The 19,967-nt window shown below is 61.2% G+C and carries 31 protein-coding genes; 16 read left to right on the forward strand and 15 right to left on the reverse strand.

Annotated elements, in window-relative coordinates; all coding sequences use genetic code 11:
- Window positions 1-10: 10 nt before the first annotated feature.
- The 3 genes from DXY33_RS09775 to DXY33_RS09785 all read right to left on the reverse strand — a co-directional run bounded on the left by DXY33_RS09775 (window position 11) and on the right by DXY33_RS09785 (window position 2,865).
- The gene (locus tag DXY33_RS09775; protein WP_115132698.1) at window positions 11-730 is read right to left on the reverse strand and encodes a glycoside hydrolase family 104 protein; all 720 of its coding nucleotides are present in this window, start codon (window positions 728-730) and stop codon (window positions 11-13) included.
- Window positions 731-937: 207 nt separating this feature from the next.
- Entirely contained in the window at window positions 938-2,023 is a 1,086-nt protein-coding gene (locus DXY33_RS09780) for a hypothetical protein (RefSeq protein WP_115132699.1), read from the reverse strand.
- Entirely contained in the window at window positions 2,017-2,865 is an 849-nt protein-coding gene (locus tag DXY33_RS09785; RefSeq protein ID WP_170951034.1) for a TIGR04168 family protein, read from the reverse strand. Before DXY33_RS09785 ends, DXY33_RS09780 begins: the two co-directional genes overlap by 7 nt.
- Before the next feature lie 53 nt (window positions 2,866-2,918).
- Here DXY33_RS09785 and nadA point away from each other — a divergent pair, with 53 nt between their 5' ends.
- The 3 genes from nadA to DXY33_RS09805 all read left to right on the forward strand — a co-directional run bounded on the left by nadA (window position 2,919) and on the right by DXY33_RS09805 (window position 5,638).
- Window positions 2,919-3,851 carry a quinolinate synthase NadA gene (gene nadA, locus DXY33_RS09790; RefSeq protein WP_115132701.1) on the forward strand — a complete coding sequence of 311 codons (933 nt, stop codon included), beginning with the start codon at window positions 2,919-2,921 and terminating at the stop codon, window positions 3,849-3,851.
- A gap of 67 nt (window positions 3,852-3,918) precedes the next feature.
- On the forward strand, window positions 3,919-4,350 hold the full coding sequence (locus DXY33_RS09795; protein WP_115132702.1) for a hypothetical protein: 432 nt from the start codon (window positions 3,919-3,921) through the stop codon (window positions 4,348-4,350).
- A gap of 301 nt (window positions 4,351-4,651) precedes the next feature.
- Entirely contained in the window at window positions 4,652-5,638 is a 987-nt protein-coding gene (locus DXY33_RS09805) for a ligase-associated DNA damage response exonuclease (protein WP_115132703.1), read from the forward strand.
- Here DXY33_RS09805 and DXY33_RS09810 read toward each other — a convergent pair.
- Complete coding sequence (locus tag DXY33_RS09810) at window positions 5,635-5,895, reverse strand: hypothetical protein (protein ID WP_114989278.1); 261 nt, start codon at window positions 5,893-5,895, stop codon at window positions 5,635-5,637. The genes DXY33_RS09805 and DXY33_RS09810 overlap by 4 nt on opposite strands.
- Before the next feature lie 119 nt (window positions 5,896-6,014).
- On the opposite strand from DXY33_RS09810, the gene DXY33_RS09815 reads away from it, so the two are divergent.
- Both DXY33_RS09815 and DXY33_RS09820 read left to right on the forward strand, forming a co-directional pair.
- Window positions 6,015-7,670 carry an ATP-dependent DNA ligase gene (locus DXY33_RS09815; protein WP_115132704.1) on the forward strand — a complete coding sequence of 552 codons (1,656 nt, stop codon included), beginning with the start codon at window positions 6,015-6,017 and terminating at the stop codon, window positions 7,668-7,670.
- The gene (locus DXY33_RS09820; protein ID WP_115132705.1) at window positions 7,670-10,171 is read left to right on the forward strand and encodes a ligase-associated DNA damage response DEXH box helicase; all 2,502 of its coding nucleotides are present in this window, start codon (window positions 7,670-7,672) and stop codon (window positions 10,169-10,171) included. The genes DXY33_RS09815 and DXY33_RS09820 overlap by 1 nt, the downstream gene beginning before the upstream one ends.
- A gap of 80 nt (window positions 10,172-10,251) precedes the next feature.
- Here DXY33_RS09820 and DXY33_RS09825 read toward each other — a convergent pair whose 3' ends face one another.
- On the reverse strand, window positions 10,252-10,548 hold the full coding sequence (locus DXY33_RS09825; protein ID WP_115132706.1) for a hypothetical protein: 297 nt from the start codon (window positions 10,546-10,548) through the stop codon (window positions 10,252-10,254).
- A gap of 60 nt (window positions 10,549-10,608) precedes the next feature.
- Window positions 10,609-11,463, reverse strand: a complete 855-nt coding sequence (locus tag DXY33_RS09830; RefSeq protein ID WP_115132707.1) for a PfkB family carbohydrate kinase — start codon at window positions 11,461-11,463, stop codon at window positions 10,609-10,611.
- A gap of 127 nt (window positions 11,464-11,590) precedes the next feature.
- On the opposite strand from DXY33_RS09830, the gene DXY33_RS09835 reads away from it, so the two are divergent.
- From DXY33_RS09835 to DXY33_RS09850, 4 genes are all read left to right on the forward strand, one after another.
- Window positions 11,591-11,791 carry a hypothetical protein gene (locus DXY33_RS09835; protein WP_115132708.1) on the forward strand — a complete coding sequence of 67 codons (201 nt, stop codon included), beginning with the start codon at window positions 11,591-11,593 and terminating at the stop codon, window positions 11,789-11,791.
- Between the two features lie 313 nt (window positions 11,792-12,104).
- A complete protein-coding gene (locus DXY33_RS09840; protein ID WP_244275995.1) occupies window positions 12,105-12,305 on the forward strand; it encodes a hypothetical protein in 201 nt (66 codons plus the stop codon).
- A gap of 25 nt (window positions 12,306-12,330) precedes the next feature.
- A complete protein-coding gene (locus DXY33_RS09845; RefSeq protein ID WP_115132709.1) occupies window positions 12,331-12,729 on the forward strand; it encodes a hypothetical protein in 399 nt (132 codons plus the stop codon).
- Entirely contained in the window at window positions 12,726-13,271 is a 546-nt protein-coding gene (locus DXY33_RS09850; RefSeq protein WP_115132710.1) for a DUF1543 domain-containing protein, read from the forward strand. Before DXY33_RS09845 ends, DXY33_RS09850 begins: the two co-directional genes overlap by 4 nt.
- 229 nt (window positions 13,272-13,500) lie before the next feature.
- Here the strand turns inward: DXY33_RS09850 and DXY33_RS12425 are convergent, their stop codons facing one another.
- Window positions 13,501-13,677, reverse strand: a complete 177-nt coding sequence (locus DXY33_RS12425) for a hypothetical protein (protein WP_170951014.1) — start codon at window positions 13,675-13,677, stop codon at window positions 13,501-13,503.
- Here DXY33_RS12425 and DXY33_RS12045 point away from each other — a divergent pair.
- Both DXY33_RS12045 and DXY33_RS09855 read left to right on the forward strand, forming a co-directional pair.
- Window positions 13,672-13,872 (forward strand): hypothetical protein, encoded by a 201-nt coding sequence (locus tag DXY33_RS12045; RefSeq protein WP_136975451.1) that lies wholly within the window; start codon window positions 13,672-13,674, stop codon window positions 13,870-13,872. The genes DXY33_RS12425 and DXY33_RS12045 overlap by 6 nt on opposite strands.
- A 17-nt stretch (window positions 13,873-13,889) precedes the next feature.
- Window positions 13,890-14,144, forward strand: coding sequence for a hypothetical protein (locus DXY33_RS09855; protein ID WP_115132711.1), 255 nt, complete (start codon window positions 13,890-13,892; stop codon window positions 14,142-14,144).
- A 1-nt stretch (window position 14,145) separates the two neighbouring features.
- Here DXY33_RS09855 and DXY33_RS12430 read toward each other — a convergent pair whose 3' ends face one another.
- Complete coding sequence (locus DXY33_RS12430) at window positions 14,146-14,295, reverse strand: hypothetical protein (protein ID WP_170951015.1); 150 nt, start codon at window positions 14,293-14,295, stop codon at window positions 14,146-14,148.
- Between the two features lie 611 nt (window positions 14,296-14,906).
- On the opposite strand from DXY33_RS12430, the gene DXY33_RS12855 reads away from it, so the two are divergent.
- Window positions 14,907-15,029, forward strand: a complete 123-nt coding sequence (locus DXY33_RS12855; protein ID WP_006849913.1) for a hypothetical protein — start codon at window positions 14,907-14,909, stop codon at window positions 15,027-15,029.
- Between the two features lie 31 nt (window positions 15,030-15,060).
- On the opposite strand, the gene DXY33_RS09870 is transcribed toward DXY33_RS12855, so the two are convergent.
- The 6 genes from DXY33_RS09870 to DXY33_RS09895 form a co-directional block, all read right to left on the reverse strand.
- Window positions 15,061-15,405 carry a molecular chaperone DnaJ gene (locus DXY33_RS09870; protein WP_115132713.1) on the reverse strand — a complete coding sequence of 115 codons (345 nt, stop codon included), beginning with the start codon at window positions 15,403-15,405 and terminating at the stop codon, window positions 15,061-15,063.
- A gap of 18 nt (window positions 15,406-15,423) precedes the next feature.
- Window positions 15,424-16,146: an esterase gene (locus tag DXY33_RS09875; protein WP_115132714.1), complete on the reverse strand. Its 723-nt coding sequence runs from the start codon at window positions 16,144-16,146 to the stop codon at window positions 15,424-15,426.
- Window positions 16,128-16,310, reverse strand: a complete 183-nt coding sequence (locus DXY33_RS09880; protein WP_115132715.1) for a hypothetical protein — start codon at window positions 16,308-16,310, stop codon at window positions 16,128-16,130. Before DXY33_RS09880 ends, DXY33_RS09875 begins: the two co-directional genes overlap by 19 nt.
- 78 nt (window positions 16,311-16,388) lie before the next feature.
- The gene (locus DXY33_RS09885) at window positions 16,389-17,045 is read right to left on the reverse strand and encodes a methyltransferase domain-containing protein (protein WP_115132716.1); all 657 of its coding nucleotides are present in this window, start codon (window positions 17,043-17,045) and stop codon (window positions 16,389-16,391) included.
- Window positions 17,046-17,048: 3 nt separating this feature from the next.
- Entirely contained in the window at window positions 17,049-17,270 is a 222-nt protein-coding gene (locus tag DXY33_RS09890) for a chlorophyll a/b-binding protein (protein ID WP_114989291.1), read from the reverse strand.
- A complete protein-coding gene (locus tag DXY33_RS09895) occupies window positions 17,267-17,761 on the reverse strand; it encodes a hypothetical protein (protein WP_244275997.1) in 495 nt (164 codons plus the stop codon). Before DXY33_RS09895 ends, DXY33_RS09890 begins: the two co-directional genes overlap by 4 nt.
- Before the next feature lie 65 nt (window positions 17,762-17,826).
- On the opposite strand from DXY33_RS09895, the gene DXY33_RS09900 reads away from it, so the two are divergent.
- Window positions 17,827-18,012 (forward strand): hypothetical protein, encoded by a 186-nt coding sequence (locus DXY33_RS09900; RefSeq protein ID WP_114989374.1) that lies wholly within the window; start codon window positions 17,827-17,829, stop codon window positions 18,010-18,012.
- Here DXY33_RS09900 and DXY33_RS09905 read toward each other — a convergent pair.
- Window positions 17,996-18,187 (reverse strand): hypothetical protein, encoded by a 192-nt coding sequence (locus DXY33_RS09905; RefSeq protein ID WP_114989292.1) that lies wholly within the window; start codon window positions 18,185-18,187, stop codon window positions 17,996-17,998. The genes DXY33_RS09900 and DXY33_RS09905 overlap by 17 nt on opposite strands.
- Window positions 18,188-18,237: 50 nt before the next feature.
- On the opposite strand from DXY33_RS09905, the gene DXY33_RS09910 reads away from it, so the two are divergent.
- The 3 genes from DXY33_RS09910 to DXY33_RS09920 are packed head-to-tail and all read left to right on the forward strand — an operon-like array spanning window position 18,238 to window position 19,929.
- Window positions 18,238-18,723, forward strand: coding sequence for a hypothetical protein (locus tag DXY33_RS09910; protein WP_244275999.1), 486 nt, complete (start codon window positions 18,238-18,240; stop codon window positions 18,721-18,723).
- Window positions 18,720-19,151 carry an NUDIX hydrolase gene (locus DXY33_RS09915; RefSeq protein WP_115132717.1) on the forward strand — a complete coding sequence of 144 codons (432 nt, stop codon included), beginning with the start codon at window positions 18,720-18,722 and terminating at the stop codon, window positions 19,149-19,151. The genes DXY33_RS09910 and DXY33_RS09915 overlap by 4 nt, the downstream gene beginning before the upstream one ends.
- On the forward strand, window positions 19,141-19,929 hold the full coding sequence (locus DXY33_RS09920; RefSeq protein WP_115132718.1) for an ABC transporter ATP-binding protein: 789 nt from the start codon (window positions 19,141-19,143) through the stop codon (window positions 19,927-19,929). The genes DXY33_RS09915 and DXY33_RS09920 overlap by 11 nt, the downstream gene beginning before the upstream one ends.
- Window positions 19,930-19,967 lie beyond the last annotated feature (38 nt).

Raw genomic sequence — 19,967 nt, forward strand, 5'->3', positions numbered from 1 at the left:
GTGAATGCCATCAGAGCCGGGTGGCGCATTCAATGCGCGACCCGGTGCAAAGGGCCGGGGGGGGAGTGACGAGCGCCTGGCGCTTGACATCACGCAGACGACGCAACTCTGCAAGGTTCACGTCATAGAAGGAACGCAGACGTGCGTATTTCTTGACGGGTTGGCCGTAGTAGCTGCGACCGGCGAGGGTGGGAAACGACGCCCATTCCGGAGCCAGCATGGCGGCGAGCAGCGGGCTGAGAACACCGGTGTCGGTCAGACCCAGGGCTTTGCGCCGCTGAATCAGAAACAACGCGCCCTGGTCCTGAGCCTCAGGGCCGAAACCGCGCACGCCGATGCTGCGCTGAACCAGATTCCAGGTGAAGGGCATGAACTGGTAAGCCCCCGCAGCTGCACTGGCGTAGCGGGAGCTGTAGATCACCCGGTTGGGATGCCGGTCGAGCGAAGGCATCAAGCCACCGCCGAACATCACCCGATAGCCCACATCCAGACCACCTTTCCAGGTGCCTTCCGCAAAACGAATCGTGTTGAGCATCGCCCGACGTTCGGGCGTGATCACGTAGGGAATGGCCCGGGTGGGCTGGAAGTCAGAGGTATGGATCAGCTGCGCCCGAGAGGCGGGGGGGAGCAGGCTCGCCTGGGCAGGAAGAAGGGAACTGAGGGCAGGCAGAACTCCGACGATCACGGCCGCATGAAGCGTCTGACGACCGATGAATGCAGAGATAGCCATAAAGAGCGTTCAAGGAGCATGCCCTCGAAAGAGGACGATGAGCAGATCAGAAGCGGATGAAATGCTCGAGCGGAAAAAATTTCCACACGCGTGACTTTCTCGAATTAAAGACTCAAATCAATAGGTATATATGCCAGTCAAATAATCGGCCAGACCACTATCAGGCAGGCAAATCAGCCCAAAAAAGGTGATGAAAAAGACCAAAAATTAAAAACGACTTGCAACCCAACCCACCAGTGCCAGAGCGGCTTCTTCAGCCCCTGATGCAGAAAGAGGGGCTTCGCTTGGCGCCAACAACGGCTGGTCCAGCTGCCATGCGCCGGTGTCCAGCTCCTGACGGCTGAGGCAACGGTGCTGGCCGTGGCGACGCAAACCATCCATCAGCGCCGAAGCTTCGGCAAATCCGCTGCGCTCCACGACGTGCATCCCAACCCCTTGGGCCATCGCCTCGCAGAAGCTGCTGAAACCCGGCTTGCCCAGAAAACGGGAGCAACGGCCGAGCACATCGACGGGGCGCAGCCCATCCGGCAGAAACGTGAGGTTGGGGAGCGCCGCCAACTCAGGCGCTTGCGAGGCATCTGCTGACGCCGGAAGCAGGAAATGGTGGTTGGGCCAGAGCTGAAACAGATCCCGCGAAAGGGACAAGCCCAGGCCTCCAAACCCCACCAACACCAGGGGAGCATCCTGGGCATCAAGGCAAGCCTCAAGATCCGCCGGAATGGGCCGCGGGCTGGCGCAAACCAAACCGAGCCTCTGTTCAGGCAACCCCCAGTGCATGGCGAGGTCAAACGGGCAGCGCAGCAACAGATCACCGCAGCGGTAGGCCTCAGCAGCAGCATCGGCCCAGCGTTGGAAGGCAGAGCCCAAGGGGCTATAGATGTCATCCCATCCGAAATTGCCCATCCATACCAGAGGTGCATCGAGGCGCTGGGCCAGGGCGGCTGCGGCCGGGGGAATGTCCCCGATGATCAACACCGGCTGCCCCTGCGACGCAAGCCAGAGAGCCTCAGCCTCGATCAGGGCCGGCAGCCGTTGCTCCAGCTCATCCAGGGCCCTGAGGGTGGTGGCGCAATCCACACCGAGCGCGTCGGCCTGCACCATGCCCACATCCCATTGACAGGACCGCTGCTCAATCGCTGCATCCCCCAACAGCAGGTTGAGTACGGGGGAGGGCAGACCCGAGCTCATCACCAAGGTCCATTCAGGACGCAGACGGCGCAGTTGCTGGAGCACCGCAGCATCGCGAGCCGCATGGCCGAAGCCATGGCTGCTGCTGCAGAAATAAATCAGCAAGGCAACGGAGCATCGATCGGCAACTGCTCCTGATGGATCAACTCAGCATCGGGGGTGTACCAGCGATGGGCTAGCTGCGTGAGGCGGGCCCCCTGGAATTCAGCCCAGGAGAAATGCAGCAGCGTTCGACCTTGCCCATCCACACCTGAACGGGGCACACAGGCGGCATTGATCAGCGCGGTTCCATGGCGATGACGCAACAGGGTCTGGCGGAAACCAGAGCCCCGCTTGAGGGCATGGTGCATGTGCCCAAAAATCACCAGATTGGCAGGTCGGTCTTTGGCCATGCGGTCCAGGGCAAGGGCCAGATCCTGATCCCCCCAGTCCACCGCCGGCGTCTTCCAGTCGCGTCCGCAGGGACTGGCGGCCTCGGATCCCAAGCCTGAGGGACCGCAGTGGGCCATGACGATCAGGGGCTGATCAGTGGGTACATCAGCTGCGGCCTGCACGATCCGCTCGGCTGAAGCCTCAAGCGACACCGGTCCATACACCGCCTCCACCGCTTTCGACAGGTGAAAACCACCACCAGCACTGCAGGGACGCGCACCGACAACCGTCAACGGGAGCTCCGGCCATTGGATTGAGCGCCAGGCGCAATGGAGATCGCCGAGCACAGCGCGTTGTTGCTCGAGGATGCCGCCACTGCGATCACGCCCGCGGTCGTGGTTCCCGAGGATCACGGCCACGGGGAAGGGAAGCCGCGTGATCCGGCGCGTCAGGCGCAGATCCCCATCAGCAAGATCACCAACGAAAAGAACAGCGTCGGGCTTGAGCCGCTGCAGCAGCTGCTCATCCGCGTCGCCCCAGGCGCCGTGCAGATCACCGGCAATGGCAAGTCGCAGGTGCTTCAGAGCGAATGCCTAGGCTGTGGCCATCCTGCCCCGAACCGGTCCTGATGAGCGCTGACACCGCCCTTGTTGCGGCGATCAACCGGCTTCGCCAGGACCGCAATGCCGTGATCCTGGCGCACTACTACCAGGAGCCGGAGATTCAGGACATCGCCGATTTCGTTGGTGACTCCCTGGAGCTTTCGCGCAAGGCCGCCAGCACCGATGCAGACGTGATCGTGTTCTGCGGCGTGCACTTCATGGCGGAGACCGCCAAGATTCTCAGCCCGGAAAAGACGGTGGTGCTGCCGGATCTCGAGGCCGGATGCTCCCTGGCGGACGACTGCCCCGCCGATGAGTTCGCCCGCTTTCGTGCAGAACACCCCGACCATTTCGTGGTGAGCTACATCAACTGCACGGCCGCAGTGAAGGCGCAAAGCGATCTGATCTGCACCAGCAGCAATGCCGTTGATCTGGTGAATCAGCTGCCTGCCGATCAGCCCGTGCTGTTCGCCCCCGATCAGAACCTGGGGCGCTGGGTTCAGCAACAGAGCGGTCGCGAGCTGACCCTCTGGCCGGGACGCTGCATCGTTCATGAGACCTTCAGCGAAGAAGCTGTGCTGGCCCTCAAGCACGAGCACCCCGGGGCTGAAGTGATCGCCCACCCCGAATGCCAGCAGAATCTGCTGGACCTGGCGGATTTCATTGGATCCACCAGCAAGCTGTTGAATTACGCCGAACAAAGCTCCTGCAACAGCTTCATCGTTCTGACGGAACCGGGGATCCTCCATCAGATGCAGCAACGGGTTCCTGAAAAAACCCTGCTCGACGTGCCAGGGATCGATGGATGTAGCTGCAATGCCTGCCCCTACATGCGGCTCAACACCCTTGAAAAACTGAAGGCATGCCTGGAGACCCTCACGCCTGCGATCGAGATGGATGAATCGATGCGTCTGAAGGCCATGAAACCCATGCAGCGCATGCTCGAAATGAGCCGGTGACGCGCCAACAGATCAAAGAACGACGCGGTACGCGAATAAATTTTCGACAATCCAACCCCTGCGATTCATGGCCCCCGTCATCCAGCCCCAGGGCATCAGGGTTCTGACCTTGATGGCAGCGATGGCAGGGACGTTGTGCACCGCAGCGGCTGCACAACCGTGGGACCAACCGATTCCTGAGCCCGCAACGGAGTCCACAGCACAAACGATCAAGCTGACCGAGCAACTCAACACGGTGGGCGCCAGGTTTTTTGGAGCCCATTGGTGCCCCGCCTGCAAAGAACAGATGAAGCTCTTCGGCAAACAGGCCGGAGCCAACCTGAACTACGTGGAATGCGGTCTGCCCGACAAGTACCCCGACCAGCTCAGACAGTGCAGGGATGAAAACATTCGGTCCATCCCCACCTGGACACGGCCCGGATCAACGCGGCTCCAGGGTGTTCAATCGATCAACACCCTGGAGCGCTGGAGTGGGCTGAGGCCTCAGCCACTGAATTGATTACTTCTTATGGCAATAGCCAGCGCCAACATTCATCCAACCGGAGGGGCAGGCTTCACCGTTGGTGGGCTTCATCTCGTAGTAGATCGGAGACACACAGGTGGTGCCCAGGGTGTTGACGTAACCCAGGGGGCATTGGTTGTGGCCTTGGGCCTTGGGAATCTTTTTCTAAGCCAAAGCGGAACTGGGCACAGCCAGGGCTGAAACAAACAGAGCGGCAGCGAGCAGCTTCATGGCAAGCGGGTCGAACGCGCTCAAGGCATGGGCCTTTCAGACTGTCTGTAGCGATCGGTGGCGGAGCTTGATCGAACGCACACCGGAGGGGTTGTATTGCCGTGCCGCGAAGGCCTGGGTCGACCCATGGCGTCCGGTTCCCCGGGCCCTGATCACCCACGCCCATGCCGACCACGCCCGCCCCGGATGCGGGGAGTACTGGGCTGTGGCCTCCAGTGAAGGGGTTCTGCGCCAGAGGCTCGGCCAGGACATCACCCTTCACCCAGTGGCCTACGGCGAAGAACACTGGTTGGGGCAATGCAAGGTGTCATTTCACAGCGCCGGACACGTGCTCGGTTCGGCGCAGATCCGTCTGGAATCAGAGGGTCAGGTGTGGGTGGTCAGTGGTGATTACAAACGGGATGACGACCCCAGCTGCGACCCCTTTGAACCGGTGCGCTGCGATGTGTTGATCACCGAAGCCACCTTCGGAATGCCGATCTATCGCTGGCAAAGCGGTGAACAGGTAGCCAAGGAGATCCATGCCTGGTGGAGCCGTGATCGCAGCAGACCATCCCTGCTGTTCTGCTACGCCTTCGGCAAAGCCCAACGCTTGCTGGCTGAACTGAAGGCCATCGGCGTGGAGGAGGAGGTGCTGCTGCACGGCGCCGTTGAAACTGTGACCCGCTGCTACCGCGAGGCAGGGGTTCCGATGACCCCCAGTCGTCCCGTCAGCGAACTGCCCCGCAAGGATCCGCTCGAAGGGCGGTTGATCCTGGCGCCACCGTCGGCCCATCGCTCCAGCTGGATGCGCCGCTTCAAGTCACCCCAAACAGCCTTTGCCTCCGGCTGGATGGCCGTGCGCGGAGCCCGTCGACGGCGGGGCTACGAGCGGGGATTCGTGCTCAGTGATCATGCCGACTGGCCTGGACTGATCCAGACCGTTCGCGACAGCGGCGCCCGCAAGGTGTACGTCACCCATGGACAGAGTGACGTTCTGGCCCGTTACCTGCGGGAGGTGGAGGGTGTGGATGCGGAGCCGCTGGACACCCTGTTCGATGGGGAGTCGGACTAGAACTTGGCGATGCCGTCCGGCAGCTCGGGGAGGTTGAGGTTTGCTTCGCGACCTTCGATCGCGGCTGTGAGCGATTCGATCATCATGGCGTTGCCGCTGTCTTTCACGGCCTCGAGCGCCTTCTGAAGACGACGACGACGGTCGGATGGATCATCCGATGTGCCGGAGCCAGCCACGGGGGTGACGACGGCCGTGGCTGAGGCGGTAGCGCGCACGCTGCTGAGTTGTTGCGCGAGGTTGTCCCAGAGGAGTGCCATCCGGCTGATTCAGGAATCTGTGGCTCAGATCAACACAGGTCTCCGCCGGATTTCCAGCACTGCTCACAAAATGTCTTGTCAGGATGGCGGGGCTTTCCATCCATCCCGTTCCAGCGCGCATGCGTGCCTTTCAGAACCTGTTCAATCAGTTGGATCAGGTCACGGGCACCAAGGCCAAGGTGCAAGCGCTGGTGGATCACTTTCAGGGGGTCGAAGCAGGGGAGGCGGCCTGGGCGTTGACGCTGCTGCTGGGCAAGCGCCGCAGGCGCCTGATCACCGGTCGCCGACTCCGCGACATCCTGCGGGACCGCGGTGGTCTTCCGGATTGGCTGATCGACGACTGCTACGGCCAGGTGGGCGACTCAGCTGAAACCATCAGCCTGCTCTGGCCCGCCGTGCAAGAGCGCGTCGAAGCAAGCGATCCGGATCTGCCCAGCGCTGATGGAGACATGCCCCTGAGCTGGTGGATGGACACCCTGCTGCCGGCCATCAGCACCAGAAGCGACGACGATCAGGCCAATGCCGTGATCTGGCTCTGGCATCGAACCGCGCTCGACCAGCACTTCATCGTCAACAAGTTGCTCACGGGGGGATTCCGTGTCGGCGTGTCGACAGGACTGATCAGCCGGGCCATCGCCGAAGCGTTTGATCTCGAAGAAAGCCTTGTGGTGCAACGGCTGATGGGCGGCTTTGAGCCCTCCGCAGAGCGCTTCAGGCAACTCACCGCCTGCGCGACGGCGGATGAACACCGTTCCAGCGGCACCCCCTACCCCTTCTATCTCGCCAGTCCCCTGGAACCCGACCGACTGCTGGAGACATCGGCGAGGGATTGGCAACTGGAATGGAAATGGGATGGAATCCGCGGTCAGCTGATTCATCGCGGCTCCGGCGTCTACCTCTGGAGCCGTGGAGAAGAGCTGGTCAACGAGAGCTTCCCTGAGCTTGTGGAGGTGGCCAAGGCCTTGCCATCCGGAAGCGTTCTGGACGGCGAGCTGATCTGCTGGCAACAGGACGCCGCCGCGCCGCTTGGCTTTGATCAGCTGCAACGACGGCTGGGCCGCAAAAGCGTTGGAGCAACGTTGAAACGGGATTGCCCGATGCGGTTCATCGCCTACGACCTGCTGGAACATCAAGGCGTGGACATTCGCCAGCAGGGATTACGGCAGCGCCAGCAGCAGCTGGCTGCGCTGCTGGGCAGCATCGAGCATCCAGAGTCGTGGCGGCTGAAGCAGAGCCCGTCCTGGTCGATCGACTCCTGGGAGGACCTGGAGACACAGCGCAACCAGGCCCGTCAGCACAACGCCGAAGGGTTAATGCTCAAACAGGCGGAATCGCCCTACCTGAGCGGCCGCAAACGGGGCAACTGGTGGAAACACAAGCTGGAGCCGATGACCCTCGATGCGGTGCTCCTCTATGCCCAGGCCGGCAGTGGGCGTCGCGCCAACCTCTTCACCGACTACACCTTCGGCCTCTGGACCAACGCTGAAGAGCCGCAGTTGGTGACCTTCGCCAAGGCCTATTCCGGCCTCAATGATGCCGAAATCCTCGAGCTGGACCGCTGGATCCGACGCAACACCCTGCAGCGTTTCGGGCCGGCACGGTCCCTGAAAACCGAGCTGGTGTTTGAAATCGGCTTTGAAGGCATCCACCCCTCAAAACGCCATAAATCCGGCATCGCCGTGCGTTTCCCGCGGATCCTGCGCTGGCGACGCGACAAACCCGCCGATGAAGCGGATTCACTCCAGACCGCGATGGCATTGATCGAGAACCGCTGATGGCAGCTTCAGAAAAGACGTCAAAAGCGAAGGCCAAGGCCAAACCATCAACCGACGACCCGCGCTTGGAGCCGATTCATGACTGGTTCGTGCAAAGGAACTGGACACCGCTGCCGTTTCAGCAGGAGACCTGGAGCGCCTATCTGGCGGGGCGGAATGGCTTGATCCAAGTGCCCACAGGGTCCGGCAAAACCTTCGCCGCCGTGATGGGACCGATCGCGCGGATGTTGGCGGAAGAGCAGCCGTTGAAGGGAATACGACTGCTCTACATCACGCCCTTGCGGGCCCTCAGCCGCGACTTGTCGCTGGCGATCCGCGAACCGATCGAGGCGATGAACTGGCCGATTCGGGTGGGCATCCGCAATGGCGACAGCAGCAGCAGCGAACGCACCAAACAGCTCAAGGCACCACCACAGATTCTGGTCACGACTCCGGAGTCCCTCGCCCTGCTGCTGAGCAACGCCAAGGCCGAAGAGCTGTTTGGCCAACTCGAGACGGTGATCCTCGATGAATGGCACGAGTTGATGGGCAGCAAACGGGGCAGCCAGACGGAGCTGTGCCTGAGCTGGTTGCGTCAGCTGCGCCCCCAGCTCCAGACCTGGGCCATCAGTGCCACCATCGGGAACCTCGAGCAGGCAGCGCGCCATGCCCTGGGAACGGCAAGGGAGCCACAGCTAATCGGGGGCGCTCCTGCCCGCAGCACGGAGATTCAGAGCATCCTTCCGGAGACGATCGATGGCTTCCCCTGGGCCGGACACCTCGGGTTGCGGATGTACGAGGAGCTGGTGGCCCGCCTCAATCCCGGGACCAGCACCTTGCTGTTCACCAACACCCGCAATCAGTCGGAGCGGTGGCACCAGTGTCTGCGCTTCGCCTGCCCGGAAATGGAAGAGGGATTGGCCCTGCACCACAGCGCTATTGATCGCAGCGAGCGGGAAGCGATCGAAGCCTCCATGAAGGCCGGCGGCATTCGCTGGGTGGTCTGCACCAGCTCCCTGGACCTCGGGGTGGACTTCCAACCCGTGGAACAGGTGGTGCAGATCGGCAGTCCGAAAAATCTGGCGCGGCTGCTGCAGCGGGCGGGGCGGTCAGCGCACTTGCCCGGCGGAACATCCCAGGTGCTGTTCATGCCCACCAATGCGCTTGAACTGCTCGAGCTCAGTGCTGTGCGTCGGGGACTGGCGGAGGGGCTGGTGGAACAACGCAAGCCGCCGAAAGCCCCTCTGGATGTGCTGCTACAGCACCTCACGGGGTTGGCCTGCGGCCCTGGCTTCCATCCAGAGCAGACCTTGCAGGCCGTGCGCAGCTGTGCGGCCTACGCCGAGCTGAGCCAGGAGGATTGGGACTGGTGCATGCTGTTTCTGGAGCAGGGCGGAGAGTGCCTCGGGGCCTACCCCCGCTACCGCAAGCTCGAGTGGGAGGAGACAAGCCAGCGCTACCGGGTTCGCGAAAAGGCCATCGCCCGGCTGCACCGTCTCAACGTTGGAACGATCACGGCCGCACCGGCGATCACCGTGCGCTTTGTTCGTGGTGCTGTGCTCGGCCATGTGGAGGAGACCTTCATCAGCCAGCTGAAGCCGAAGGATGTGTTCTTCTTCTCCGGCCGCCAGCTGGAATTCGTGCGGCTGCGCGACATGACCGCTTACGTGAAGGTGAGCACCAAGAAAACGCGCACCGTGCCTGCCTGGGCTGGGGGGCAGATGGCCCTCTCCGATCTGCTGACTCATCACCTGCGTCTTGAGGTGGACCGCGCCAGCCGTGGTGATCTCGACAACGCTGAACTGCAGGCTCTGAAGCCCCTGTTTGATCGGCAACAGGACATCTCGGTGTTGCCGACGGTGGGACAGCTGCTGATTGAGACCTGTCGCACCCGGGAAGGCACACATCTGTATGCCTACCCCTTTGAAGGGCGGTTCGTGCATGAGGGCATCGGCTTCCTCTGGGCGTCGCGGCTCACCCGTCTGGAGCGGGGCACGATCACGGTGTCGGTGAACGACTACGGCTTTGAGCTGTTGGCGCCGAAGAGCTACCCCATGGCGGAGTTGCTGGAAGACCACATCGATCTGCTGCTCGATCGCCAAAAGCTGGAGCGGGATCTGAAGAACGCACTGAATCTTTCCGAGCTGCAACGGCGACGCTTCCGCGCCATCGCCCAGATCGCAGGCCTGATGAACCGAGGCTTCCCTGGATCGAGCAAAAGCACCGGTCAGCTTCAGATCAGTGCATCGCTGCTGTTCGATGTGTTCAACCGCCATGAGCCCAACAATCGCTTGCTGCTGCAGGCGCAGCAGGAGGTGCTCGATGACCAGTTGGAGATCTCACGCCTGGAGGCGGCCTTGGAGCGCGCTGCAAGCCAGGAATGGCTGCATGTTGAAACTCCGCGGCCCAGCCCATTGGCCTTTCCACTGTTGGTGGAACGGCTGAACAACAGGATGAGCAATGAATCCGTTTTGGAGCGAGTTCAACGGATGAAGGACGAGGCGATCAGGCGCGAGAGGTAGCGATCACCCCAAGCCCCACCAAGAGCGGGTGACGCTGGGGCCATAAACCCGGGCGCTGAGTGTTCTGGCCTCAACCCGCCTCAGTTCTGTTGACGAGATAGCTTCGCTGCGAGCCCGGCTTCAACTGCTGTTCCAGCCGCGAGAGCAACGAGCCCAAGCAAGCCAATCCATTGGTTTTGGATTTCTTCGGCAGCCTCAGCCCCCTGTCCCAGCACTCCACCCAGGACAAACCAGGTCGTCGCCAAAGCAGACGTGATCCAGTACGCCTTCCAGCGGCGCTGGTAGAGGTACCCGGCACCCAAGCCCGGAACCACGTTCAACGTGACGGCAACCCAGCCTGCCGATGCGGCAATGATCTCTCTTTTGGTGGGCGCCATAACAACTGGTGTTTCAGTGCATTTTTGTCGATATCGCGAGCCATCGCGCGTGGCGGGCACCTAGCCATAGGGTCCAAATCGCGTCGCACAGGCGGCACCACACTGGGCACCCAACGCGATGGCCTTCGCCAAAGGCCAGCGCGCCGCAAGACCTGTGACCACTCCCGCCGCAAAGCTGTCACCACAGCCATAACTCTCGACCAAGGGCCCAGGAAGGGGCGAAGGGTCGTAGCGACCGCCCGGAAGACTCAAACCACCTGCAGCACCTTCCGTGCGAATCATTGTGTGGGGAGCTGGGTTCAACTGCCCCGACTCCACCCGTTCACCCGGATCAAGGCCACTGCCAATCAAGGCATCGAGGGGCACCCCGGCCTGCTGAAGCACGGGCAAACGAACGCGCGGGGTCGCCGCCAAAACTGCAGCAGAACGGCAGGCTTTCAACAGAGGAGCATCAGCTGCCGTGACGAACAGGCCGTTGCATTCGCCGAGGGCCTCCCAGGGCAGATCATCATCCAGGGATGGGGTCAGCCGCTCGCCGATCACCGTGATCGCCCGATCCCCCTCACCATCAACCATGCTCACGCCCCGACGGGTTGGCGTCTCCCTCCAGGCGACATGAACCTCGAGGCCCAGATCCTCGAGTCGCTTGACGCAGGCTTCTCCAACCGAATCGCGACCTAGAGCCGTAAAGAACTGGACGGGTTGCTGCTGCAACCGTGCCATCTGCACCGCAACGACGGCTCCACCACCAGCAGGCTCCTGCAGCGTCCGCAAGGCATGACCAATAGCTCCGGGACGGGGCAACTGATCCACCGCCAGAAATTCCACCCATTCGACGTGACCCACAACGGCCAGGCGCAGAGGCGGCAGAGCTAAGGCGGAAGACAAGGGCCGTTCAAAACAGCTGGACCCCATCCTCTCTGCAGGAACGGCTCAACAACAGGATGGGCGCCGATGAAGAACGAGGCCATCCGCAAAGAAAGTTGAGATCACTGTCCACTGCAGTGCCCTTAAGGTTCAACAGCGGAAGGTATGAACAACGTTGGCCAAGCTCGGGGAGATCAAGCTCAAACAGATACCGCAACTGAACACGGCCAACAGCTCTCCGTTGATTCGGAAACACAAAGAGGTTCTGAATCTGATGATGAGAACGCTTTCCCTCGATACCTACGGCCTCACCTGGGCCCAGTTCATCAAGGGGTTTGGTTGCGGTGCTTTGGCCGTTTGGCTGCTTATGCGCTGAGCTCAGCCATGACGCACGGGCCTTCCACCTCGTCGCAGCGACTCCAACATTCCCAAGGCCGTCAGTTTTGGTGCCGGCTCGTTCAATGCAGCTTCCGCCCGTGTCTTGGCTGCGGCAATGAAGCGATCTGTTTTATCTCCAGAATCAAAAGCCACGGTTCCTCAGCAAGAACCACCAAAGGTATGGATCAGCACCTGTTGAGGCTCAGGACTTAAGAAAGATGCCTGAACTCAACAGATGTGGGTGCAAGCTCCCCACAGCCATTCCCTCGATCGCAGAATCGTTGCTATCGGTTGGAGGTTGCAGCAACCCGATGAGCCGTTACCCCGTCTTCTATTGCGCTCCAGCGGCCGTTGACGCTGGCTTCAAGCCTGTCGAAGCGGCGGATGCCTGCGAGGCTGAGCAAATCGTGCAGCGCGAGCACCCCGGCGCAGTCACGGCATCCCTGAGCGAACGGGTGACCAACGAAGAGGAAATCCGCCGGTTGTTCTTGGCCTGGCTCGAAAAAGTCTGAACACCTGGAGCCACCAAAGGGGTGCATGGAACGCAATCCGTTGTCGGTCACGCCCCCCAGCTGGCTGGACATCGACCCCGACAGCTACAAGCGGCTGCTGAACCGCACGGCGGTGACGATCACCAAGCGCGCCAGGAAGCGAGGGGCGACGTATCAGGTGAGGGAGGCCATCGATGCCATCCATGCAGCCTTTCAGCGTTGTGACGGCACCGATCCCTACGACGGACTGCCGCTGGACAATCGCCTTCATGATGGAAGCCGCAGTCCGACCGTCTCCCCGGTGAGCAGTAGCACCACCGCAACCTTTGAGATTCTCAGCCTGCAGACCAAGAAAGCCAAAGGGGAGAGGAACGGCGAGGAGTTCATCGCCCACTGCCGTGCCGTCGTCGCCCATGCCAACGCGTCATCACCGGCCCAGCGATGAGCAGCGCCAAGAAGCTGTTCCTGGTGGTGCTGGGGGGCCGTTGCAAGGGCTGCCATGTGGAGCAGCACGATGTTCGCTGGGTCGTGGGCGAGACCATCGACGCAACGCTGCCGGCGCTGCGGCAGGAATGGATCGGCCTCCGCCGCGGCTTGCACATCGACAGCTACCGCTGCATCGACCATGTCGATGGCTATCGCGTTGAGGTTGTTGAGCAAGCGCAGGATCCATCCAGTGTTGACGGTCCGCAGCTGTGGTTCGTCAACCTTGGCGCCTATGACCCCACCTCGATGGCAGAACAGCATGCCTTCGGGGTGATCGTGGCCCGTTCTTCAGCCTCCGCCAAGGCGCGGGCACGGCAGCGTTGGCTGAAAGGACAGGAGCAGGTGCACAAGGACGATCTTCACCCTGTCGAAATGGACAGCGCGCTCGATGATCTGCTGCCGATTCACGGCAATGGCCAGTGGCACTTGAAACTGATCGCGATTGGCCAAGTTGACGACAATCCAGCCCATCCCGATTGGTACGGCTACTGGAAGATCTGACCACAGAACCAACACGGCTCAGCTACAACAAACCACCACGTTGAGGATGTGTCGTGCTGATCCTGATCCTCCTCGTGCTGACGGGCTCCTACGCCGGACTCTGGGCCCTGCGTTTCGTGCTCGAACAACGCACAGACACCGAATAGGGAATCACGACCTCAAGACGCATCCAGTCACATCTGGCCGAGGTGCTGTCACGTTCAGCAGGCAGAGCCGGAATACGTTCTCATCAGTCCATCGACGCCCCATATCGCTTGTTCAACGTCTTGGCATCGCTGCGTTCGTGGTGGTCATCACTGGTGTCGGCCTGAGCCCTGCGGTGGAAGCCCATAGTGCTCATCACCACCATCACCACCACCCCCGCAAAAACAAAAAAAAGAAGGCCTACAACAGGGGCTACATGCATGGCTACAGAAGGGCCATCGAAAACAGCTACCGCCCCCACTACCGAAGGCACTACCGCAGCTATTCCCCGCTGTACGGCCCCATGGTTTCACCGATGCCCCGGCGCGTCATCGTCGCCCCAACACCCTGGATGGTTCCGATTCAACCGCATCACCACGGCACCCGCGTCAACGTTGGGCACGGGTTCCATCTCTAGACACCGCGTCATCCACCATGTCTGATCGAATCAACAAAAACGCCAGCGAGGCCTGGCGCGACCATGTGCTGAAACAGGTGGTGGATTACCTGGAAAGAAATCGCGATGAAATCATCGATGGCTTCGAAGCAGAGAACGCTCACAACTTGAAGCGTGAAGACATCGAACAATCCGATCTTCTCGATTTCGATGTTTCAGTCACGCTGCATCGCGATCAATCCTCATCTTTTGGCCTCGGATTCGGTTTTTTCAAGGCCAACATCATCCGTTGAATCAACCAGCAGGCTTCCAGAGCACCTCGGGATCCTGGCGTTGCAGGGTTTGTTCAGCGAGCTTCAAGTAATAGAAATAGCTCTGTCTGTCTTCCGACTCAGCAGCTTTGTTCATCAAGTGCAGATAGCTGAGACGCTGATCGCTGTTCATGCGTGGACTGGAAGAGAGTTAAACAATCACCTCAGCCAGTCTTGAATTTCGGTATCAGAGCGAACAGCCGAAACAATTCTGGGTATCGCAGGAGCACTTTTTTATCTTTTCTTCTGAAACTTTGGCCCAAGAACCCGTTCTCACGATGCAATTAACAGGGCTGGTAATTCGTCGTGACAGGCGGACCACCTCCAGGAGGCACAACACAGCTTGGATCGGATGAGCCTGTGTTCTGCTCAGGCAGCGCAGGAGATCGGCCAGGTCCTCCCGGCGATGCCGGGCCCAATTCAATCTTGCCGGGCCGTATCAGTTGGGACGTGACGTTGAACGCTAACCCGCCAAGCAAACCAAGCCCCATCGAGGCCGAAAAAGCAACAAGAATTTGACGCTGACGGTTGTTCATCCCACTGCTCGATCCCGATGAAGGTTGATTGGCCGCGAGCTCTGGCCTCAATCTCAGTGAATAACGGAGATTTGACAGATCAAAACAGACCGCCGGATGATCCGCTTGCTGCAACCGGAATGATCGAAACACAGTCTCTGCTGACGCTGCTCACACCCTTCCTAGTGTTCGGGGCCTTGTTTGTGGTGCTCCTGCTGGTCTGGGACCGATGACAGCCCCGGTTGCGGGACTGTTCTGGACGCCATACGCCGATTGGATCTACACCGTGGTCAGCCTGAGTGGCTTGATGCTGATTACCTGGCTGGTGCTGGGCCGCAGCAGCGGCAGCTGACGCCCTGGGACTGGGACACACGTCAAGGGCGTCAGGCAGCAAGCATCTCCATCTCGGGCTCAAGCAGCACATCGCGGGCGGTGTTGAACCGTGTCATGACCTCAGGGTCGCCCCCTTTGTCGGGATGGTGTTGAACAGCCAGAAGCTTGTGAGCCCGCTTCACCTGGGCAACGGTTAATCGTCCGGTGAGCGGCAGGCCAAGGCACTGCCTGGCCTGAATCGCCTCGAGGCCGGGGTCGCGCCCCATCGGACATTGATCACGGCGATGGTTTGACGTTCCCGGCTTGCGCTTCTTGCTGGATTTGCGTTTGGCCGACCTGGCCTGACCCCCAAACCCTTTCGATTCCTGCACAAGCTGATCGCCGAAGCAGGCCACAATGCCTGATCGCCTGGTTCAGTCTCCGAGCTGCGACCACCAGCGATCGATGCGATCGGTGGAGCCGTACCAGCTTTGGCCGAACAATCCGCCGTGGGCCGTATCAGCCAGCTCAATCGAACGGGCATCCCGCAGCAGGGCTGATGGAAGGGGAACCAGACCGTCCCCCTGCAGATCCGGGTCGCCCATGATCTGGCGATAGCTGCGGGCAGCGCTGCGGCGCGAAAAATTGGATGCATTCGCTCCCAGCGGATCAAGCCGACCCGCAACCGCTACGTAGTCCACCCGATCGGCTTCAGGGCAACCCGGAAACTCACGATCCACACGAGCCCGCAATGGTGTGGCACGCAGAGCCTGATGGGGACTGCCGAGCGTGATCAGGCGATTGCATCGGGCTGCACCGTTGAAACGGCGTCCCAAAAAGGTCTGATCAGCCAGATAGGGCCGCAACATCACTCCGCCGGAGCTGTGACCAATCAACGTGACGCGCCCTGTGGGCGACTGGCTTTGAAGTTCACGTACAGCGGCATCAACGCGATCAAGCAGGCGACGCCAACCGAAGCCCCAGCTGGTGGCCAGCCAATCCAATTTGGACGCAGGCACGATGCGCACCGCAGCGCCGGTTGCCTGATCAATCCAATCAGCGAGGGGGCGATAGGCCTCCTGCGTGATCAGAAAACCACCGAAGATGACGACGGGCTGGGTGAGGCGAGACGTGTTGCTCACCGGATCAACGCACATTGCGGAGCCTTGATCAGGTCGTAGCCACGCCGAATGCGACTTCCACCAGGTTCAAGAACCGTGCTCAGCTGCTGATCCTCAGACGAAGCCTCAAGAACCACCTGCTGACCGATCAGCACAATCCTGAAGCGCCAGGGGAGAAGACCCGGAAGGGTGAAGCTCATGGAGATCCTGGTTCTCGCCTCACGCTGCCGCAATTCAGAACAACGTCCATCCCTGCAAGGCAAAGGAAAGTCGAGGAATCAGTAGAGAGGTTTCTCGGCCACGACGGCAAAGAAAGGATCTCCCTTACCGCCGAACAAGCCCATCACACCCTCGGCGCGGGTGTCTTCGGCAACGATATCCGGCTGGGGCCAGCCCTGAGCCATCAACACCTCAGCGACATAACGCAGGTGATCACCGTCATCACCGTCGGTCCAGACCTGGGGAGCCTTGGTGAAGAACATTCGATTGGAAAACGCCACGATCACCTGGCCCCGGGGGCGGGTGATCCGCCACAGCTCAGCGGCAATCGGCTCGGGCTGTTGCAGGTATTGCCAACCGGCCACGATCAAGGTGGCATCGATCGAAGCATCCTCAACCGGGAGGGTCTGGTCGCGGTTGAGGTTCTGAACCCAGTGCCGATCCAATCGGGGGTTGGCACTCAGCTCCTCAGCATTGAGGCCATGGCCGATGACGTTGTCGTAACTGACGTCGTCAGGCAGGTGGCTCACCCAACTGCTCATCAGATCCAGCACCTGGGCACAGGGAGGAATGCGCTCGCGGTAGAGGGCGGTCAGCCGAGCACGAAAACCCGCATCCAGATGGTGAACGAAACGAGGCTCGCTGTAGAAGATCGCGTCGTCGGTGGCATCCAACTTGAAGCGTTGGGAGTCCTTCAGAACAGGAACAACCGTCATCAATCAACCCAGCTGCAAGTACCAGCGCAGAGCTGCACCGAGCTGACCCGCGATTCCCAAGCCCGTGGCCTTTTCAAGAACCACGGCAGCCAAGAAACCGAGCATGGCCACCCGTCCATTGAGCCGCTCCACATCGCTCAGGGCAGACCGGTTCCAGGGGCGTGCTGTGGTGAGCGACTCGCCGAAGCGTTCCGGTTCCTCGTAACGAAAAGCAGGCCGACTCATCGCAATGCGCAGATCCAGCGGACCTTAACCACGGTTCCATCGCGGCCGGGGTAGACGGTCCAGGCACCATCGGCCTGGCGTTGCTCCAGCTGAGCTTTGGCACAGTTGGCACGCATCGGCAGAACCCGTTGGGTCCACCGCTCCTGGCCAGCGCGCTGAATCAGCAGGCCTGCTTCCACCTCAACGGAACCGTCCACGATCTGGGGGGCCCGGATGTATTCAGCCGCCTTGATCGCGGGGGTGTCGAGGGCTTCCATGAAGATCCAGCCGTCGCCCGGCAGCAGATCGCCGCGACGGGATTGCCAAACCGCCGGCTCCTGCATCGGCTGCCATTCCGCCTGAACAGGCCCTGCGATGAGGGACAGGAATGACGCGAGAGCAACGTTGAAGGCCAGAGCAGGGGAGGCCATGGGCAGCGGGATGCGGGCAGAGAGGTGAGACGGACTGTCGGTCGCTTCAAACAGCTTTACGAAGCGTTGAAACGCAAACATGAATGAATGGTTATGGAATTCTTCAGGGCAGGAGTGCCAGCTTGAAACCACTGCTTCATCAGTCCATGGCCAGCATTGCTCAGGGACGGGCTGCCTACACCGTCCGACACAAGACATCCAACGGAGAAAAGCTGGAATCCTGCTTCTACGCCACCGATGCCTTTGAGGCCCGTCTGCTGGCTATGGAATTCAACGCTTATATCCGACAGCACCCGAACTGCATCGATTCGATCCTCAGGACGGAGGCTTGAGCGGCGCCCGGCGACGCTCCACCTGAACGAAGACCAGCCAGGCCAAGCTGGCGAGCCCCCCTCCGATCCAATCACTGCGCAGCAGTTCCACCAGGGCAACGGTGCTGGCCCCGATGCGCAGTCCCCGTAGAAGCAGGTCCGTTATGGGAGGTGTCCGGCGCTTGTCGCGCTGCATGGGCGGACTCCGAAAAGATGGGGATGTTGCAGAGCCCCATGATCTCAGCCTTGCCTGGTTCTCCTGCCGCAGATCTTCTGGCGAGGGAGGACCAGAGCCGCCGTGAGGGCAGCGGCATTCAGATCGAGCAGCTGCCGGGCTGCTGGATGTTGCAGCAGACCTGGACGCGCAGCGGGGATCCACCGGCGCCCGGCACCGCAACGCTGCTGCGTTGGCTGCAGGCCAGCCTGACCTTGAGCCACGGCGACCAGGGCCTGAGCATCGTGAATCAGGTCTGCCTGGCCGGTTTCCGGTTGCGGTTCAGCGGCCAGGCCCAGCTGAAGGGTTCCAGACCACTGCTGATGTTCAGCTTCACGTCCTTGGAGCTGAGCTGGTCCGATCAGGTGCTGCTGCAGCGAAGCCTGCCGTCACCGGAACCCCAATGCTTGCCCTTCTTTGCCCTGATTGAACTGAACGAGCAGCAGGGAACACTCACAGCGCGGGGGCGGGGCGGTGGACTGGCCCAGTGGTCCCGCAAGACACCGGAGGCGTCATGAAGCCCGCCGTCGCCCTGGCCATGCTCGAGCAGGAAGGCCGATGGCTGCTCCAACTGCGCGACGACATCGACTCGATCATTTATCCGGGCCACTGGGGGTTGTTTGGCGGCCATCTCGATCCGGGAGAAACAGCCAGCGAAGCCGTGCACCGCGAATTGCAGGAGGAGATCGATTGGTCACCCAGCGTGCCGCTCGAACCATGGTTCAGCGATGACAGCGGCAACCGGGTGGCCCACGTGTTCCGCGGAACGCTCAGCGTGCCCGTGAGCCAACTGCAGTTGAAGGAGGGCCAGGAGATGAAGTTGGTGCCCCTCAGTGATCTGGTGCGTGACGCCATCTGGAGTGAGCGGCAGCAGGAGCTCCGGCCCGTCGCTCCGCGCCTGTCGATCGTTATCGATCGGTTGCTGCAGGAGGGCCATGACCACTGAAACCTGGCTCGATCTCCGCAATGTGGTGGCATGGCTGGGCGATCGCCCGGTGCTGCACGAACTCAACCTGCAATTGAAACTGCGGCAGTCCACAACGGTGTTGGGTCCCAATGGCGCAGGCAAAAGCAGCCTGGTGAAACTGATCGACCGCAGCCTGTATCCCATCGTTCGCCCCGACGCTCATTTGCGGTTGTTTGGCAGCGAGACGGTGAACCTCTGGGCGCTGCGCAGCCGCCTGGGGGTTGTGTCGAGCGACATGGAACAGCGGCTTCACCCCAAAACAGCTGTTGAAGAGGCGGTGGTGAGCAATTTTTTTGGGGCCACCCGGCTGGGCCGGGATCAGAAGCCCACTGCGCGGCAATGGGAGCAGGCGCGGGATCTGCTCGATCAACTGCACCTCCACGGCATCCGTGAACGCTGCTGCGGAGAGCTATCTGACGGACAGCGGCGCCGCCTGTTGATCGCTCGCGCCCTGGTTCACCAACCGGAGGTGCTGGTGCTGGATGAGCCGAGCCGTGCCCTCGACCTCCAGGCCTGCCATCAGTTGCTGGCGATCCTGCGGCGCTTGATCCAAGCGGGAACCACCGTGGTGCAGGTCACCCATCGGGTGGACACGATCGTTCCGGAGATGGAACGGGTGCTGTTTCTGGCAGAGGGACGTCTTGTTGGGGATGGAAGCCCACGGGAGATGCTGCGGCCCGCCGAACTGAGTGAACTGTTCAACACCCCGCTCAACGTGGTGGAAGCCCATGGCTTTCGCCAGGTTCTTCCGGGGTAGATCGGTAGGCAGCACCCTGCTCTGCTAGGGATGAGGGC

Source organism: Synechococcus sp. N26 (genome assembly GCF_900473975.1).
Taxonomy (GTDB): domain Bacteria; phylum Cyanobacteriota; class Cyanobacteriia; order PCC-6307; family Cyanobiaceae; genus Parasynechococcus.